This is a genomic window from Methylobacterium sp. WL119, from assembly GCF_008039875.1.
Taxonomy (GTDB): Bacteria; Pseudomonadota; Alphaproteobacteria; order Rhizobiales; family Beijerinckiaceae; genus Methylobacterium.
This window is the reverse complement of the sequence record NZ_VRUU01000100.1, coordinates 1-16,863: the sequence shown is the minus strand read 5'-3', so window position 1 is coordinate 16,863 and position 16,863 is coordinate 1. Positions and strand designations below refer to the sequence as shown.

The 16,863-nt window shown below is 64.7% G+C and carries 20 protein-coding genes and 1 tRNA gene; 10 read left to right on the top strand and 11 right to left on the bottom strand.

Annotation, left to right across the window (positions count from 1 at the left end; translation table 11 throughout):
* Positions 1 to 246: 246 nt before the first annotated feature.
* From FV227_RS23585 to FV227_RS23570, 4 genes are all read right to left on the bottom strand, one after another.
* Entirely contained in the window at positions 247 to 843 is a 597-nt protein-coding gene (locus FV227_RS23585) for a Panacea domain-containing protein (RefSeq protein ID WP_147860042.1), read from the bottom strand.
* 288 nt (positions 844 to 1,131) lie between these two features.
* Positions 1,132 to 1,395, bottom strand: coding sequence for a hypothetical protein (locus FV227_RS23580; RefSeq protein WP_147860041.1), 264 nt, complete (start codon positions 1,393 to 1,395; stop codon positions 1,132 to 1,134).
* On the bottom strand, positions 1,392 to 1,814 hold the full coding sequence (locus FV227_RS23575) for a DUF5681 domain-containing protein (protein ID WP_147860040.1): 423 nt from the start codon (positions 1,812 to 1,814) through the stop codon (positions 1,392 to 1,394). The genes FV227_RS23580 and FV227_RS23575 overlap by 4 nt, the downstream gene beginning before the upstream one ends.
* 94 nt (positions 1,815 to 1,908) lie before the next feature.
* Positions 1,909 to 2,124: a hypothetical protein gene (locus FV227_RS23570; RefSeq protein WP_147860039.1), complete on the bottom strand. Its 216-nt coding sequence runs from the start codon at positions 2,122 to 2,124 to the stop codon at positions 1,909 to 1,911.
* Between the two features lie 143 nt (positions 2,125 to 2,267).
* Here FV227_RS23570 and FV227_RS23565 point away from each other — a divergent pair, with 143 nt between their 5' ends.
* Positions 2,268 to 2,534 (top strand): hypothetical protein, encoded by a 267-nt coding sequence (locus tag FV227_RS23565; protein ID WP_147860038.1) that lies wholly within the window; start codon positions 2,268 to 2,270, stop codon positions 2,532 to 2,534.
* A gap of 248 nt (positions 2,535 to 2,782) precedes the next feature.
* The gene (locus FV227_RS23560; RefSeq protein WP_147860037.1) at positions 2,783 to 5,692 is read left to right on the top strand and encodes a hypothetical protein; all 2,910 of its coding nucleotides are present in this window, start codon (positions 2,783 to 2,785) and stop codon (positions 5,690 to 5,692) included.
* Between the two features lie 224 nt (positions 5,693 to 5,916).
* Here FV227_RS23560 and FV227_RS23555 read toward each other — a convergent pair whose 3' ends face one another.
* Positions 5,917 to 6,186, bottom strand: a complete 270-nt coding sequence (locus tag FV227_RS23555; protein ID WP_147860036.1) for a hypothetical protein — start codon at positions 6,184 to 6,186, stop codon at positions 5,917 to 5,919.
* 259 nt (positions 6,187 to 6,445) lie between these two features.
* On the opposite strand from FV227_RS23555, the gene FV227_RS23550 reads away from it, so the two are divergent.
* From FV227_RS23550 to FV227_RS23535, 4 genes are all read left to right on the top strand, one after another.
* Entirely contained in the window at positions 6,446 to 6,625 is a 180-nt protein-coding gene (locus FV227_RS23550) for a hypothetical protein (protein ID WP_147860035.1), read from the top strand.
* Between the two features lie 503 nt (positions 6,626 to 7,128).
* Positions 7,129 to 7,368 carry a hypothetical protein gene (locus FV227_RS23545; RefSeq protein WP_147860034.1) on the top strand — a complete coding sequence of 80 codons (240 nt, stop codon included), beginning with the start codon at positions 7,129 to 7,131 and terminating at the stop codon, positions 7,366 to 7,368.
* A 243-nt stretch (positions 7,369 to 7,611) separates the two neighbouring features.
* On the top strand, positions 7,612 to 7,839 hold the full coding sequence (locus FV227_RS23540) for a hypothetical protein (protein WP_147860033.1): 228 nt from the start codon (positions 7,612 to 7,614) through the stop codon (positions 7,837 to 7,839).
* Between the two features lie 818 nt (positions 7,840 to 8,657).
* Positions 8,658 to 9,002, top strand: a complete 345-nt coding sequence (locus FV227_RS23535; RefSeq protein ID WP_246686607.1) for a hypothetical protein — start codon at positions 8,658 to 8,660, stop codon at positions 9,000 to 9,002.
* 48 nt (positions 9,003 to 9,050) lie between these two features.
* Here FV227_RS23535 and FV227_RS29245 read toward each other — a convergent pair whose 3' ends face one another.
* Positions 9,051 to 9,194, bottom strand: a complete 144-nt coding sequence (locus FV227_RS29245) for a hypothetical protein (protein WP_187274925.1) — start codon at positions 9,192 to 9,194, stop codon at positions 9,051 to 9,053.
* A 178-nt stretch (positions 9,195 to 9,372) separates the two neighbouring features.
* Here FV227_RS29245 and FV227_RS29240 point away from each other — a divergent pair, with 178 nt between their 5' ends.
* Positions 9,373 to 9,549 (top strand): hypothetical protein, encoded by a 177-nt coding sequence (locus tag FV227_RS29240; RefSeq protein ID WP_187274924.1) that lies wholly within the window; start codon positions 9,373 to 9,375, stop codon positions 9,547 to 9,549.
* 477 nt (positions 9,550 to 10,026) lie between these two features.
* Here FV227_RS29240 and FV227_RS23530 read toward each other — a convergent pair whose 3' ends face one another.
* From FV227_RS23530 to FV227_RS23520, 3 genes are all read right to left on the bottom strand, one after another.
* Positions 10,027 to 10,566, bottom strand: a complete 540-nt coding sequence (locus tag FV227_RS23530; protein WP_147727825.1) for a hypothetical protein — start codon at positions 10,564 to 10,566, stop codon at positions 10,027 to 10,029.
* Positions 10,566 to 11,054, bottom strand: a complete 489-nt coding sequence (locus tag FV227_RS23525; RefSeq protein WP_246686606.1) for a hypothetical protein — start codon at positions 11,052 to 11,054, stop codon at positions 10,566 to 10,568. The genes FV227_RS23530 and FV227_RS23525 overlap by 1 nt, the downstream gene beginning before the upstream one ends.
* Before the next feature lie 533 nt (positions 11,055 to 11,587).
* Positions 11,588 to 11,947, bottom strand: a complete 360-nt coding sequence (locus FV227_RS23520) for a helix-turn-helix transcriptional regulator (RefSeq protein ID WP_246687886.1) — start codon at positions 11,945 to 11,947, stop codon at positions 11,588 to 11,590.
* Between the two features lie 354 nt (positions 11,948 to 12,301).
* Between FV227_RS23520 and FV227_RS23515 the strand changes: the two genes are divergently transcribed.
* Positions 12,302 to 13,507: a site-specific integrase gene (locus FV227_RS23515; RefSeq protein ID WP_147727824.1), complete on the top strand. Its 1,206-nt coding sequence runs from the start codon at positions 12,302 to 12,304 to the stop codon at positions 13,505 to 13,507.
* Between the two features lie 30 nt (positions 13,508 to 13,537).
* On the opposite strand, the gene FV227_RS23510 is transcribed toward FV227_RS23515, so the two are convergent.
* Positions 13,538 to 13,613 (bottom strand) — tRNA-Ile (locus tag FV227_RS23510).
* 278 nt (positions 13,614 to 13,891) lie between these two features.
* On the bottom strand, positions 13,892 to 15,361 hold the full coding sequence (locus FV227_RS23505) for an MDR family MFS transporter (protein ID WP_147727823.1): 1,470 nt from the start codon (positions 15,359 to 15,361) through the stop codon (positions 13,892 to 13,894).
* 122 nt (positions 15,362 to 15,483) lie between these two features.
* On the opposite strand from FV227_RS23505, the gene FV227_RS29235 reads away from it, so the two are divergent.
* A complete protein-coding gene (locus FV227_RS29235) occupies positions 15,484 to 15,642 on the top strand; it encodes a hypothetical protein (RefSeq protein WP_187274923.1) in 159 nt (52 codons plus the stop codon).
* 373 nt (positions 15,643 to 16,015) lie between these two features.
* On the top strand, positions 16,016 to 16,863 hold an 848-nt coding region (locus tag FV227_RS23500; RefSeq protein WP_147860032.1), incomplete at its 3' end, for a CHASE3 domain-containing protein.

Genomic DNA, 16,863 nt, shown 5'->3' with positions numbered 1-16,863 from the left:
GAACCGGCTCGATCGCCGCCCACTCCGCATCCGTCAGGTCAAACCGCGCCATTCACAATCCTCCATGCCGGAGGATCAACGATCAGGGCGAGCGACCGTGCCAGCCGTTATGAGTTCGCGACCTAGTGTTGATGCGCAGAAACCACCCCTCTGCGACTAGCACGCAGAGGAACCGCTTCATCTTCCCCGGATCAGTGGTGCCGTCGTAGATGCGGATGACATCACCGACCTTGAGAGAAATTGGCATCAAAGGCGCAGGCGCGGTCCGGTTTCTTCCAGATCGGCGATCACTTCTGGGTTCGCCATCTCGCCTTCAAGGAAGTCGGCGTAATGCATGGCCTGTCGGCCAGCGATCTCCGCATTCCGGTATGCCGGGTGGCGGTGCGACTCGTCAGTGCGCCCCTTGAAGTCGAGGTGCCCATAGCGCTCCCAGGCCGCTTCAAGAGCGTCCACGTCCGTCTCTGACAGTCGATCTAGGTCGGGCGCCCTATGAGGATAGACGCAGTAATTGTTCTGGACCTCAAACGGGAGGTCCTTGCTAGCCGTCTTCAACTCCTCCAGCGCCAGCGGATCGCGCTTGAGGATGTCGTAGGTCATCTGCGCCACCGGCCCATATTGCAGGGCGTTGTAGCGATCGCCCACGATGGGGCGGCCCCATTCGTTGAGGTGGTCCTTGTCGGCGAAAAACAGCAGCTTCAGGATCGAATGGAAATCGATCCCCGGCCGCTTGGTCGCGAACCACACAATGACCTCAACGGCCTTATGTGGGTTCGTCTGAAATCGGATGGCCATGCTTCCTACGTCCGGCGCATCAAGCGCCGTATCCCAGTTGCGACTCATCATGTAGCACGCGGGCCGCTTTTGCCTATTAGGCACAGAGGCGCAGGAGTGCCGACCCTCGCCACTAGGCCGGAATTGAAGCTGCCGGCGAGCTACCTCAGTGCTCCGTGAGGTGCCGCAACGTCCACTCGTCCACCGTCAGTTCCGGGCCGGTGACGCAGAGCATGCCGTTCGTGACGATGCCGAGGCCGTCGGCGACCCATGCCTGCCAGTCCTCGACGTGGATGTCAGACCCGGCGCCTGGCGGGCGATCGGTGAGGATCAGGGTTGGGCACCGGCCCCAGCCCGCCTTCAGCTCATCCGGCCGGCAGCACGCTCCTCGGCGACGTAGCCAATGTACCAGTCGAGCTGTTCGGCGAGGCGGTGATCTCCGAGACTGGGTGAAGCTCGGAACGCCTCAGCGGCGGCGTTGACCGATGGGTAGCCGAAGCAGACCACCGCGAGCCCTTCGTTGATCTGCTCGTCCAGCTCTGCCTCGGACATACGATCGAAGCGGTTGTCGCTCTGCTGCTTCTCGATCTTGCGGAGGCGGAGGTCGATCACGCGGGAGGTCATTGCTGCATTCCTTCTTCGAGACGGGCTAGGCGCTGATGCAGGTCCGTGACCTCGATCGCGCGGACGTGGGCGTCTACGGCCTTGCCGATGTCGGCGGCCTCGGACGGGGTTAGCTCGCCGGCCGCAATGGCCTGCAGGAGGGCGTGTGTGGCCTTCGGCAGGTCGGCCGTGGTCTCGATCGCCGGCAGGTCGAAGATGACGTGTCGGTCTTTCCGCACGGGCGCGAGGTGGTCCAAGCAAAGTCGCAGCGCAACCGTGTCACCCTCGCAGGCGAGTTCGATGGCCTTGCGGGTTAGAGTCTCGGCCTCACCTTCGAGGAGGGCTTCCATGGCGAGCGTGGTGCGGTGGCGGGCACCCTTCGGGCGACCGGCTGGGTTGCCGCTCTGGCCTTGCTCGAAGGGTTTTCCGTCGCCTCGCATCGTCAGCACTCAGGGGGTGGGTTGACTGAAACTACAGCCCAACAACAGCAAGGCCAGCGCGTTCATGATCTTATATAGCACTGGCTAAGAGGTTTCACGATGCAGAGGATGTGGGGCATGGCGTGCCATTCTGCTTCGTGAGGGCCAGCGCCGCGGCGCCCTCGGCGAAGGCATACAGCGCAGCGACGGCGGCTTGATTGCGCACGTCCGCCGAATTAGGCGCAGTCTCCATCGTGATTGCAGTGGTACGAGCGGCGTGGATGGCAGCACGTAGGCCAGCGTTGTAGGCGGCGCGTTCGCGCTGGTTCATGCTTGTGCTCCAAGGTATTTTAATCCACGTCGGCGCGTGCGCGGCGTCACGTCGAGAATGAAACCGGCACCCCATCTTAGTTTCAAGCAGAAGGAAACAGGCCCGATCCAGGGATTGTCCTGCACAGGAGTTTGAACACGACCATGAAGACCCGTATCGCCGCCATCGCCACCGCCCTTATTGTTGGCGTTGCCTCGATCTCGTCTGCAATGGCCTATGATCGGCCCGCCCGGCACACAGGGTTCTCGCCCTACGAGGTCGAGACGATGGGTTCGTTCAACGAGTACGACGCTGGCTTCCACCGTGACCCGGCGACCTGCCCGATGAGTTCGGCCGCCGAGGGCAACGCCAACCAGCAGCACTTCCCGGTGAAGCAGTACGGCCAGACTGCCGGCGGAAACCGCTGCTGATCGGCTGACAGGTTCACAGGCATGCAAATGAAGCTGTTCAACTACCTGATGATTGGAGCTTTCGCTTGCGGTCTCGTCGCAACGGCCGTGGGTACGGCGAGCGCTGTCGTCGGCTTCTGATCGCAGAGAGGCCAGGTCCGGTTTGAGGTTCGAGCGGCGGGGCGAGAGCCCCGCCGTTTTGGTGTGCGCGGTTGGCCGGACCTGGGTAGGGGCAAGGCTCTCCCATGGGGTCATCGGTAGCAGGGGCAATGGTCGGCGGTACGCTCGCGACGCTGCCCCTGGTCGCCGCAGCACCGGCAGCGTTCGGGGCGGGTGCTGGCGGTCTCATGGTCCGCTCGGGAGTGTCGCTGGCCAGCGGAGCCGCCCTGGGCGGTGCTGACGCGGCCGTTCGCAGTGATGGCGACCTTGGATCGATCGGCGGTGGCGCGGCACTCGGAGGTGCCCTGGGTGCTGTCGGGCCGGGGCTTGGTCATGTCGCCGGCAAGGTGGTCGGCGCAGTGCGTGGCGGGACGAGGGGCGAGCCGGTCCTGCGCGAGGCCCTGCATGGTTTCCCGGAGGCAGACCTCGCCGCAGCACAGGCATTGCGCGAGCAGTCTCTCAACCTGCCGGGCGGTGGGGTGCCTCTCAGCTTCGACGAGGCGTTGAACCAGGTCACAGGCGGCCGGGCCACGCGCCTGTCACAGATCGCTCGCGTCACAGCGAACTCCGGTGGTGAGGCGGGGCGCATGACCGGCGAGTTCTACGCCGCCCGCCCCGGGCAGGTGGAGCGAACCAGTCGCGCCAGCTTCGACCTGCTCGGCTCGGGTCCGGTTTCGCCCTCGGCGCTCGGCATCGAGGCTCAGACCGCAGCGCGTGCCGGGATCGCGCAGACGCCCGAGGGCATGGCGCTGACGCGGGCTCGCGAAGCGGTCGGCCCACGGCTGGGCGACGATGCGGCGGGACAGGTAATCCAGCGCGATCTCCGCGCCACGGCAGATCTGCGCGAGGCGGTTCGCCAGGGGCAGGCGGCCCGCGACTACGGTGCTGCTCGCAACGCACCCGAGAACGCTGGCATCGAGCGTATGGTGACGGTGGAGCGACCTGGCGAGCCGGTTGTGACGCAACCGGCCTACTCGCGACCGCAGTTCACCGACGATGCTCCGCGCCCGCTCGAAACCTTCACCCGACCTGCGGCGGAGGCTGGGAATGCCGGGTCCGAGAGCCTTGCCCGCTTCATCGCGCGGAACGGCGGCCTGGATCTCACAGGCGATCTCCGGTCCCAGGACTTCCACCGGTTCAATATCCCTGGGGCCGGCACCGTGGCGCGTGAGGGCGGCAAGCCGCTGGACAGCTTCTGGCGACCCAAGCTGATTGAGGCCGGGTATCTCCGCCCTGATGTTGACGGCGGGATGCAACGCGACATTCGCGGCGAGTTGTTGCGCAAGCTCACGAACGAGCGCCGCGGCGTCCCGAGCTACCCGATTGGGCAGGAACGTGGCCCGGTGTCGGCCGGTCCCTCGCGGATGGCCGACGACTACAGCGCCTCCCTGTCCCTTGCTGAGAACCGCCTGAACGAGGACCTCGCCCGTGTCGGCGTCGATCCTGAGAGTGTGCATCCGGACATCCGCTCACGGACGTTGGGCGCCTTGATGCGAGGCGAGCGCGTCGATCCGCTCGATGCTTACGAGCGCACGGTCGGAGCGATGAAGGGGCCGCTGCAGCCCTACTCACGGTTCACCACCGTGACGGAACAGATCCCGGTCGTTCGGTTCGGGCAGATCGATCCGCGACCGGCACTAGATGCGATCGGCGAGCAGGCCCGCACGGCCAAGGGCGATGTCCGCAGCGCGCTCGGCAACGCTCTGCGCGACCTGTTCGAGCCCGGTGGCGAGGTCGACATGAGCATCGACGGGCTGCTGCATGCCCGCGAACGGCTCGATTTTCAGATCCGCTCGGCTCAGGAGGTCGGGGACGCAACCAAGGTGCGCGACCTGACAATCACGCGCAACGCCCTCGACGGCCAGCTCAAGGGCGTGCCCGAGGTCGCGACCGCGGATGCGAACTTCGCTACGAACAGCCGCCCGCTGGAGCCTTTCACCGGCAACACGCCTTTGGGCCGCATCGTCCGGCAGGACTCGCTCTCGGGCCGGATGGCGACGCCTACCGAGCAAGTGCCGACGCATCTGCAGGGCGCCTCAGCGACGCGCGAGTTCCTGGCGAACGCCACCCCTGCAGCCCGGCAGGCCTACGAGGGCAACCTCGCGACGCGGCTGATGGACAGCGCTACGGATGCCCGCGGCAACATCACGGCAGAAGGGCTGATGAAGGCGATCCGGGAGCACGGCGACGTGCTCGACGCAGCGCCCGGTGTTCGGGATCGGCTCGCCGATGTGGCTCGCGCCCGTGACGCACTCGCTCTGGTCGATAAGACGCCGCTCGGAAAGGTCGCCGCCACCGATGAGACCGGGGCAGCGACCCGTGCCTTGTTCCCGGCCAACCCCTTGCCAAACAGCCAGGGCGAGGTCGGTGGCGCTATGGCGGCGCTGGCTCGCAACAACCCGCCCGTCGCCCGCGCATTGGCCCGGACGCATCTGGAAGGTGTGTTCAACGAGGCGACCCAGACCGTGCGAGGGGTCGCTCAGCAGTACGGCGGGGCTGGGTTCGCTTCCGCCGTGAGGGGCAACCCGCAGCAGCGCACCAACCTCGACGCGGCCCTGCGAGCGCTTCCGGACGGGGAACACACCGGCAGCGTGATGGATCGCCTCCTGACTGCCCTGGAAGCGACGGGCTACCGGCCTCAGCGGGGCAGCGACACGGCATTCAATCAGGCAATCCAGAAGCAGCTCGGCAGCGGTAAGACGCCGGTTGGGCAGGCGGTGAGCGACGTGGTGTCGAGCGCGGCCTTAGGCGGGGCCTTCGGTGGCCTGCACGGGGCTGCCGGCGGAGCGTTCGTCGGCCTGCGCAGCGGTGTTGGCGACGCGGTCACACAGGCGCGGATGATGGGTAACACGGCGGCGGTTGCGAGGATGCTGCTCGATCCGGCCATGGCGCCGAGCCTTCAGGCGCTGGCTCGCAAGCCGGCGGGCAGCCGCGGGACCGAGGATCTGGTGCAGCGCCTGCTGCTGCTGGCCCGGTCCAGCGGGATGCAGGGGCGCGAGCCACGACCGTTGGGGCGGTAGAAATCGAAAACGATTGAACCTGGCCAAGCCGATCTGGGACACACAAGAGTGCGAGGGGCAGGGCTAACTTCTCATCCTTCCGCAACCTGTCTGGTCCAGGGCAGCCCAGGCTGCATCAGCGACCAAGCAGGTTGCCCGATCCGCTGTAGTGGTCCTGCTTGACCCCTCTGGCTTCATCAAGGCAGTCTTGATCTGGCCGCCCATTGTGTCGTTGGGCACGGCGCTCATCTACCAAGCGTCGCGATACGCTGCTGGGCGTAGAGACGATCGATTTCAGCAACCGCCTGCTGGCGATCCTTCATCGCGGACTGCAGCATGGCGACGGCAGTTATCGAGGCTGGATCCGTGGCACCGAAGCCCGCCTTCAACGTCTCGATCCGCTGCTTGGCCAAATCGTCGCGCCCTTCGTACCAAGTGCGCAGATCCTGAAGCGCCTTGCTGTAGCCGGCGCCCTCCTCGCGGGTCAGGTTGTGTGCTTTTGTACGCCCGCTCATGCCATTACCTACTTCTACACTGGCAGCGGCACTGCCAGAATTGCCTCGACGTAGACCCACGTGTGGCCGATCGAGATTAAGTAAGACGAAACCGCATCGGGCATGCCGAACGCAGACTGAGGCTACCACATGGCTAAGCCCGCCCTACCGATGCCTTAGATACGCGATGGGGCTCTGTCGACGGGGTTGCCCGTCGCTTGTTGGCAGTAAGTAATTGGCTCGACCTTGTCGGACTAGGTAAGCCTGGCTACAGCGCGCCATGGACAAGCTCGACGCTCTTCTCGACCGCCTCAAAACCCGGCAGCGCGACCTCATCATGGAAGCGGCTCAGTACGATACGATGCCGGCCGACAGCACGCTGAAGCGCATCGCGGAGCTTGAAAACGCGATCGCGGCCGTGGAGGCGGTGGCCGACGAGGAACGGCGTCCGCGGCGGTAAAGATGACAACGTAATCGGTCATCCTTCAGCAACCTGGATGCTGCAATGTGCTAGGCGCTGCATCAGCGGCCAGCAGGTCCTTCCGATCCGCTGTGGTGGTCCTGCTTGCCCCCCCCAAGCGGGACCGCCTCCCTCACCCTAAATGGGTTGCCTACGTCGCCGAGTGAGGGGGCGATATGCAGACAGAGTCCAGGATCGGAATGGCACGGCGCCGCTGGCAAGCTCTCCGTCCGTTTGAGGGGCATACGAAGGAAAGCCTGCTGCGGAAGATCGAGTGCCCGGCCATCCGCGAAGAGGTCAAAGAGCAGGCTCGACGCGAGCTCCAGCTTCGCTCTGGGAGTCGGATTTTCAGTTAGCTCGCTACAGGCAAAAGTGTGCCACCTTGACCTATGTGTTGGCGGCCGCAGAAAGCTTAGCCTAAAGCGCTGGTCATCGCGGCTCTTGCCCTGGCCTTCCGCGCTTGAGAGACATGTGTGCTCCCGCCTCTGATGCGCGGAGAGCCTGTGCCTCGCTACTTCTTCGACATTCACGACGGAGTCCACCAACGCGACGACGCGGGCACTGAATGTGCCAATCTGCAAGCCGCTGCGCTTGAAGCGAAGCGCTTGCTGCCTGCCATTGCCGTTGACGAGATCCCCAAGGATGGCGAGCGGCAGACGATCACGGTCGTCGTAACGGATGAGGAGGGGCACGCCGTCTACTCAGCCGCCCTCACCTTCGTTGGCACATGGCTGCTTCGGTAGGCCCTGGGCCGTCACCTGCGCCATTGGTTAGGAAGCGTACGGCGCGTGCACGCGCTTGTGACAGCCAATGGCCAAGCTGTGTGCTACCTTAGCGCGGCTCCTGATATGGGGGCATTAGATCCAAGCCCAACCTCGGCGCGCTCTTAACCGAGTGCGCTTTTTCTTTGAAATTCAGTATAAAAGACGCGTGCTCTGAAGCTTGGCTTCTGGCAATGCAGTGGGACGGCGCAACGGACGGGTTTGATGGCGGGCGAGGACAGGATTGGCTTCGATGGGCTGGACAAGCCGCCGATGCCCCCACGCTACCGAGCTATCCTCATTGGAAAGAGCGGTGAAGTCCTTGGAATGACTCGCTTGAACGTGGACGACGATCCAAATGCGATGGTGGAAGCTAAAGCTCTCGTGAATGGACACGCCGTCGAGTTATGGGACGGTGTGCGCTTCATAGACCATTTTCCAACTCCTGACTGACCTTCTCAATATCTAGGCCGGCAACGTGTGGATGCTGCGCGTCCGTAGGTTGTCGTCGAGTGCTCGCAGCATGGTCCGAAATTCCGTATCGCGTGGCTGGCAGGTGTAGGGGTCGGTCATCATGCCTGCTGCCTCGCGCGGATCATCCAGGCATCACGGTCCGCACGCGCCACGGCCAACTCCATCTGCAATTCCTTGAGCGAAGAACGTCTACCAAAGACCGCCCAGCGGCGTTGAACGGCGAGCATCCGAGCAGGCTTCGGATTTCTACTCTGGTGTTGCCGCGCGGGTCTCGCCGATCGAGCTACAACCGTCCAAGCCCGTGATCCACGGGAGACTTCTATGTACCGATCGATTGCCGCTGTCCTTGCCATCTCAATCAGTCTGGCTGCGTGCCAAAGTGCAGCGCCCGGTCCCCAACAGACAGCCGTTTTTCAAGAAGACATCGCGCGCCTCAAGGCCGAGCGCGATGCCGGACGCATCTCATATACCGAGCGGGCAGAGCGCACGGGTGCAGCGGTGCGAGCGAGCGTTACGCTAAGCCCAGATCAGGAAGCGGCAGTCGCCTACCGGACGCAACTGGCTCGCCGCGTAGATGCGGGCGAGATGACGCCGCGACGATTCGAACGTGAGAGCGCTCGTACCCTGGAACGTGTGAAGTCGGGCAAGCAGGGCGCTTAACGGTCGCAAACCGAATTGACGAGCTTCTTGTTGCTTATAGCGCTTCTGCAGCCGTTTAGGCTGGTCTCTGTCACCTTTGTGGATGGTGCTCCTGCTAAAACAGTGTGCTGGTGACAGGACCAATACCTGATAGGATCATGGACGCTCAGATCGAACGCTGCGCGCTCACAAGGAGTAACCCTTTGCTGAAGACCATGTTTCTAGCGCTGAGCCTGCTCATTGCAGGGTTATCTCTCGCACCTGCTCCCGCTTCCGCTGCGCAGATTGGGATCGCCGCCATCCCTGAGACGGCACCGGCAGTCGAGCCTGTACAGTTTGGCTACGGCTATGGACGCGGTGGTTACGGTCGGGGCTACCGTGGTGGCTACGGTTATGGTGGACGTGGCTACGGCGGACCGCGCTTCGGCCGGGGCTATGGCGGTTATGGCCGCGGCTACGGCAGGGGCCGCGGCTACGGCTACGGCCGTCGAAGCTTCTACTGACCGATCCAAGCTCTCCGCTGAAATGCGGAGCGCCCCTCATGATCTCGGTCAACCAGCTATCCAAACTAACGCCAGCACGCACATCAGGAAGGCCGCGGAGGTAGCGAGCACGGCCGTGACCTCGCGGTGATCGAGGAGGGCGATGCGGACGGTGGCGATCATGGCAGCAGGCTGGATGAGTGGTGGGGCCAATCACCATAATTGCCGAAGCTTGTCTATTCGGTGTCTCGAAAGCGGTACTTTTGGCGAAACCCGAACCTGTCGCTCCACGGCAACATTATCGACCCGCGACACGCTGCCCAGCCATATGCTTTAACGGAACGGTTCACCACCGCCGCGCTTATTCTCTCGATGGGTCCGGAGGGGCGCGATGAAGGTGTTTCAGGTCAGGCAGCGTGCAACCGGTGCCATCCTTTGGACCGGCTCGGCATTGAATGAGATCGCAGCCCTTGACGCGATGGCGCATGAGGCGGGGTACTATGATCACTCAGACATCCCGGAGACAGTTAGCGGCGGTGGCTTGGCTGTCGAGGTGGTGAAGGTCTGAAGCCTTCTCTGTAATCGCTCGCCCGATTTGGATCTCTACTACCATCAGCCTGTAGGCGCTGTCGTACTGATAGGGAGCATCCCGACTATGACCGACCCGAAGCGCACCGAGACTGATCCCGCTGAAACGCCGCCTGGCGAGCGATCCTACGGAGATCTTCCGTCAAGCGGCAGGTCACAGGGTTCTTTGTCGACCGGTGCTACGGAGCCGAGCGATATTGGGACGCCGCGGAATGACGAAGGATCCACTGGGCATGAGGCATTCGATAAGGCACGAGCGGAAACACAGCAGCGGGAATAAACTTTCTGCAAGCGTCGGGTGACCAGCCGTGGGGCAGTCTATCAGCCACTCCGCAGCATCAGTCCTAACCGTGGTTCGGCTTCTTCCAACCACGCATCACCCCCTGTCAGAATTGCTGCCAACTCGGCCTGCAATTCGTCCACTCGGGCGCGCATCTCACCTACAGCCTCGACGTTGCTAGGCATAATCGACAGTGAGATCGCCTAGCTCATCCTTGAGGCAAGCATGAATACGCCGAAGCCAAAGCTGGGCCTCCGCTTCAGCTGCCTTCGCCGTCTCAGCCTGCTGCTCCGCGAGTTTGGCCCTTGCCTCCGATAGGCGAGCAAGTTCGTCGGCCTGATTGGCTCGCAGAATGGCTACTGCTGCGGTCGCCTCGGCAGCCTCCGCACGCCGTTCGGCATCCTCGGCCTGCTTGACACTCCGTTGGATGATCGACTGCGAGTGACGCGACACTTCCTGAGCAAAATCACGTGCCTGGCGAACACGGGCTCCAACATCTCGGATCAGGTCAATCGCTGCAGGCCAATCGACCGCATTTGGTTCGCCTCGGGCCTCCTGTGGGACAGGTACACCAGGCTCGGTGAAGAGCGGTACGATCTTGTCGTCCAACAACGCCTCGGCGGCCCATTTGGTGCTGGTGCGCCAAGCGTCGTTCGGTTCAGGATCATGCCCGTCCGGGTGTGCATCGACGGCACGGGGCTGAGCAGCAGCCGACATCAAGCCCCTCCCTTAGCTCCTGGTTCAACACCGAACTCCCTCGCAACCGTATCGTAGACACGAGATAGCCACTCCTCCGCAATCCGTGCTCGCTCCTCGGCGGCTTTCACCTTTTCGTCGGCGGCCTTGAGCAAGACATCAGCACGACTCTGGACATCGGCGGTGCGTGCCTCAGCAGCACGGACCCGCTCGGCAGCGTTTCGAATATCTTCCCGCGCGTGATCCAGCAGTTCCCGTACGCGCAGCTCCTGTTCCTGCGCCTGTGCCTCGACCTCGCGGGCATGATTGGCTGCATGACGAACGCGTTCGATCAGCGCGGACCAGTCACGGGCCGAGGAGCGCGGTGCTGATGATAACGGCTCATCCAGGTTGCCGGCGGGCTCAACGAGCCGCACCACCTTGCTCTGATGCGTCACAGAGACCGGATCGTCCGCGGGAACATCCAGAGAAGACAAGCCCTGCCAGAGGTATTTTTTGGCCTGGTCCATGAAGCTGCTCTCTGCGGATGGCGAGGCCTTATTAGATCGAAGGCCATCGATTAACGCTTTGTTCGGATTAGTTATCATCCCCATTGCGGATGGGGAGTCATCTTTCGCTAGGGCTGCCGGAAAGGGCGATGGTGTTTCCAAGAGAGCACAGTCGGCGATTGTGCCCCTCTGAGACCGCCTTGCTCCCGTTATGTTGTTTTATGATCCCCTTGATTGAATTTACGTCTTCCCGCATCAATTGCCTCCACGCGGGATCGTATCCCTTGCAAAATTGCGATGCGATATCGCACTTTCTAGAGCTTCAACGGAAGTGCGCAACACGCCAACAACCGACCCGGGGATCAGCAAATGCTGCGCGTGCTGTTGTCTGACAGCTAATGAATGACTGCCGTGGGGATGCGCCAAAAGCGATCCCCAGGGCTGCCATGAGCCGAAGGGCGAGCGTATCAACCGTCAGATTTGAACCAAGTGATGGATCATGAGGTTCGCGGAAGTTTAGCTAACGACCTTAGATCAGAAATCACTCATCGCCGCTATTCGACATGCTCTTGTAGAGCAGGATCAACTCCGATCAGCCGAACGCCCAGACCATTGCCCTTTGAAAGGTCTGTCGTCACACCAGCTTCACCCAAGGCACGCTCGATCGCCTCAAGTGTAGCGTGGTGAGGATCGCGTGCGCCGCGCTCGAAATCCACGAGGGTACGCAGGCCGATCCTCGCGGCAGTAGCCAACTGCTCACGGCTCCAATCCAGCAAGGCGCGCGCCGCGCGACACTGCGCAGGAGTGATCATGGCAGCGAACAGGTCGCACTTTTCATGCGCATAAGAATTGACATATATCGCGCAATACCGCACTAATGATGTGCATCTAACCACTTTCATGTGGACATGCAACGCCGATCATCAGGCCAGTCGGTTTACAAGTTCGCCTACGGATCAACATTGCCGGACGAAGGACCCATCTAAATGTCCCGCCACGCTCCTCAGGTCACACGTGCAGACATCGCTCGCGCGATACGTGCGGGCCAGGACAACCATGATGGGTAGGGCGCTACACATCCCCGACGCATCGGAGATTACCGACGAGACGCCGCTGCGGCTCGATGTGGCCGCGGCACTCGCCTACCCGGGCGGCGGCATGACCGCTTCCGGCCTGCGCACGGAAAAGGCTCGCGGGCGGCTAGCCGTCGAGCGCGTCGCTGGCCGCGATTGGACGACCCTCGGCGCCATCGCGAGAATGAGAGAGCTATGCCGCGTCAACGCAAACCCGCCCCACTCTGGCTACGACCTGAGCGGAAGCGGAGCGGCAAGGTCGCGTCACGAGCGGCCTGGCTCATCCTCGACGGAGGCAAGCAGTACCCCACAGGATGCTTTGAGGGCGATTTTGCAGCAGCCGAACGCGCTCTCGCAGAGCACAACATCGCCAAGCATACCCCGTCGCGGTCGCTTCGGGACCTCGAAGCAATCCCAGTCGCGGACGTGCTGATCTTGTACCTTGAGGCGCGGCGACGCTTGATCGAAGCGTCCGACCCGATCGGCTATCGCCGGCTGAAGGGACGGATCGGCCGGCTGAACGAGTTCTTCGGTGGCAAACGCCTGTCCGATATCAAAGGGCCGCTGTGCCGCGACTATGTCGTTGCCAGGAAACGGACCGGCGGCGCCCGGCGAGACCTAGAAGACCTTCGAGCGGCCATCGGGCATCACCAGACCCAAGGCTTGCATCGTGGGGTCGTCAAAGTCCCGTTGCCGGAGAAAGGGGAGGGGAGAGACCGCTTCCTAACGAGAGAGGAGGCGGCTCGCCTGCTCTGGGTGTGCTGGCGCTACCGCGAGACGCAAACCGTCCATCGGGGCTCGAACCGCGGCCAGGCAGTTCAGACCGACAAGCGCCCACTTCGGCACCTTGCGCGGTTTATCCTGCTCGGCCTCTATACCGGGACACGGGCCGGAGCGCTTGCTGCTGCGTCGTTCCACCGCGGTAAGGGCAGGGCCTATGTCGATCTCGATAAGGGGCTGTTTTACCGGCGAGCCGAGGGCAATCGGGTTACGAAGAAGAGGCAGCCCGTCGTGAAGCTACCATCGCACCTCGTGGCGCATCTGCGCCGCTGGGCGGTGACGCCGCGACGCGATGGAACGATGCCCGAGTTCGCGGTCGAGTGGAACGGCAAGCCCATTGCTTCGGTCAAGACGGCCTTCGCATCGGCAGTCCGCCTCGCGGGCCTTGAGGAGGATGCTTCACCGCATGTCCTCCGACACACCGCGGCGACCTGGCTGATGCAGCGCGGCGTCAGCATCTGGGAGGCGTCCGGCTTCCTCGGCATGACGCCTGACGTGTTGATCAACGTCTACGGTCACCACCACCCGGACTTTCAGTCCGGCGCCGCGGGAGCCTTCAAAAACAGGGGCAAAAATAGCGTTTCGTTGGGTAAACTGTTGGGCGACCGCCCCGGGGCATAAAACGATGCCTGCTTAAGTCGTTGTGATGACTGGTGGGCCCGGCAGGACTCGAACCTGCAACCAGACCGTTATGAGCGGTCGGCTCTAACCATTGAGCTACAGGCCCAAGCCGTTGTCCCAGCTTGCTTTTAGGCATCGGTACCGTCGCCGCTCAACGTGGGGCGGCAAGACGGCGACGGAAACCCTGCTCCTGCCTACCGCGAGCCGGTGCCGGCGACAAGCGGGGTGGGGGCTCGGACGACCGTGCCGTCGCTCCGATCGATCCGATCGCGTCTCGGCTCGCATGGCAACCAGGATGCTGGCGTGCGGCACAGGACGGGCGATCGGATACGAAGAAAATGCCCGGACGAGAGGCGGCCGAGCACCGAGCGTAGCTGCCGAATGCTACTCCGCGACGGCCGGTGCCGCCTCCGCGATCGCCACGCGCGGCACGAGCAGGGATGCCGACAGCGTCAGCAGCGCGACGGCGAAGACCGTCCAGAAGGTGCCGTGCAGGGCGTGCTGCAGGCTGAGGCGGGCCGCCTCGCCGGCTGCGCCGAGGCTCGCCGGATCGTCGAGCAGGCGGCGCAGCTGGTCGGGATCCACTCCGGTCCCGCCGTCCGGATGGATCAGGCGATAGTTCAGCACGGCGCCGAGCGCGGTGGCGCCGAGCGTCGAGCCGAGGTTGCGCGCAAAGATGTTCGAGGCGGTGGCCGCCCCCCGCTGCCCCCAGGCGACGCTGTCCTGGATGATCACGATCGCCGCCGTCGACAGGAAGCCCATGCCGAGGCCCATCACGATCGACCCAGCCGCCGCCACGACCGGCGAGGTCTCCGGGCCCAAGGCCACGAAGGCCGTCGCGCCGATCGGCAGCAGGGCGGCGCCGAGCAGCAGGACCGGTCGCAGGCCAAAGCGGACGAAGCTGCGCGCCGCCGTCGTCGCGCCGATCGGCCAGCCGAGCACCATGAGGGTCAGGGTGAACCCGGCGACGAGCGGCGATTGCCGGAGCACGCCCTGCACGTACATCGGGAGAAAGGCGGTGAGCCCGATGATCGCCATGCCCGAGAGCAGCGTCGCGGCGTTGGCGGTGAGGATCGGTCGCTGCCCCCATAGCGAGAAATCCAGCATGGGGTCGGCGGCCCGCCGCTCCTGCAGCACGAACAGCGCGATCGCCGCCAGGAAGGTCAGGCCGGCGGCGACGGCGAGGGCCGGCGCGGCCGACGTCTCGGTCAGGGCGATCATCAGCGCCGCGATCGCCACCGTGAAGAGGGCCGCCCCGATCACGTCGATCCGGCGCGGCTTGCGCTCCACCTCCTCGCGCAGGAACAGCAGGAACAGGACGGCCGCGAGGACGCCGACCGGCAGGTTGATCCAGAAGATCCACGGCCAGCTCAGATGCCCGACGATCAGCCCGCCCGCGAGCGGCCCGGCCACCGACGAGACGCCCCAGACGCTCGCGAGGTAGCCCTGGACCCGTCCGCGCTCGCGGGCCGCGTAGAGGTCGCCGACCACGGTCATGCTCACGGGCTGGATCGCGCCGGCCCCGACGCCCTGCACGAGCCGGAACAGGATCAGCGAAGGCATCGACCAGGCGATGCCGCACAGCAGCGAGCCGACGAGGAACACTGCGATGCCGAACAGCAGCACCGGACGCCGGCCGTAGAGATCGGACAGCTTGCCGAACACCACGGTGGTCGCGGTCTGCGTCAGCAGGAACGAGGCGAACACCCAGGCGTAGAGATGGAGGTCGCCGAGCTGGCCCGCGATCTGCGGCATCGCCGTCGAGACGATCGTCGCCTCGATCGCGATCATGAACATCGCCGCCATCACCGCGGCGAGGACCAGCGGGCGGCGCGTCGTCGGTGCGTTCAGCATGCGCCGGCTTTAGGGCTCTAGCGCCGCCGGCGCCAGAGGACGGCGATCTGCTGGCCCGCGCCCGCGCCGGCAAAACTTTCTCGATCGCGCGACGTAGGGGGTGGGCGGAAGGACATCCGCCCATGCTGGCCTCAAGCCTGATCTGCCTCGTCGCCGGGACCGGCCTGGTCGCGGCGTCCCTGCTGATGCCCGCCTATCGCCTGCGACTGGAGGTCATCGGCGCGGGGCTGTTCATCGTCGGCCTCTGCCTGCTCGGCGCAGAGCTTCCCCTGTTGCGTTGAGGCCGGTTCCCGATCGCGGGTCGTGTCCCGCCGCCCTGCGGCTCGGTCGTCATGCCCCTCGGGTGCGGGACGGGTTTCCCATCGCCGCCCGGGCGGCACCGTCTCCACGGCATCTCGGGGGGCGTCCGCCCCAGCGCCACGCATCGGTCCGGGCGCGGCGATCCGCGCATGGCGGCCGGCGAGATCCGCCGCGCGGCCGGCTTCGAGAGGCACGCCGGAATCGGGCCGGATTTGATGAGCGGATGCACGATCCCTATCGGCGTCGTCGACCGATGAACCCCGCACGCACTTGATTCGAATGCCGACTCGGCCGACTGCGCCGGCAAGGGGACCGCAGGGCGCCGCCCACAGGTCTGCGCAGGAACGCTCGAACATGCCGAACACGTTTGGCCTCAACCGCACCCTCGGCGGCGCGATCGGCGCCATCGCGCTCGTGTCGGTCCTCGGCAGCGGCACGGTCCTGTTCACGCTGGACCGCCTGAACGAGGCGACCGAGGCCCGTCGCAAGGTGACGCTCGTGGCGCGCGGCCTCGACGCCTTTCGCGGCGCCATGCTCAACCAGGAAACGGGGCTGCGCGGGTACCTCATCACCGGACGCGACAGCAGCCTCGAGCCCTATCGGGCCGGCCGCCCGGCGCTCGATGAGACCATCGATCGGCTTCGGGCGCTGACGAGCGGCGAGGCCGAGACGTCGCGCCTGCTGGCCGATGCCGTCGCCGCCGCCCGCACCTGGCAGGCCGAGATCGGCGAGCCGGCCGTGCGCATGGCCGCCGACCCGGCGCGACGGCCCGAGGCGGCGCGCGTCGAGGCCGAAGGCAATGGCAAGCAGCTGTTCGACACCCTGCGCGAAAAGCTCGCCGTCATCGAGACCAAGCAGGACGATGCCCGGAACGCGCTGAACGATCGCGTCGCGGAGGCGCAGCGGACCGCGTTCCTGACCCTGTGGGGCGCGGCCCTGATCACGCTCCTGATCTGCATCGGGATCGGGATCGCCATCAACCGCGTGATCGTCCGGCCGCTCGGGCGGGTGATGACCTTCGTCGAGCAGGTCGGTCAGGGCGACCTGTCCGGGACGCTCGGGGACGGCGGCCACAACGAGATCGGCCGGCTGTCCCGTGCGCTGAACGGGATGGTCTCTGGGCTTGCGGACTTGGCCCGGACGAACCGTGCGGCGACGTCGGACCTGAACGCGGCGGCGGCCGAGATCCGCGCCTCGGCGCA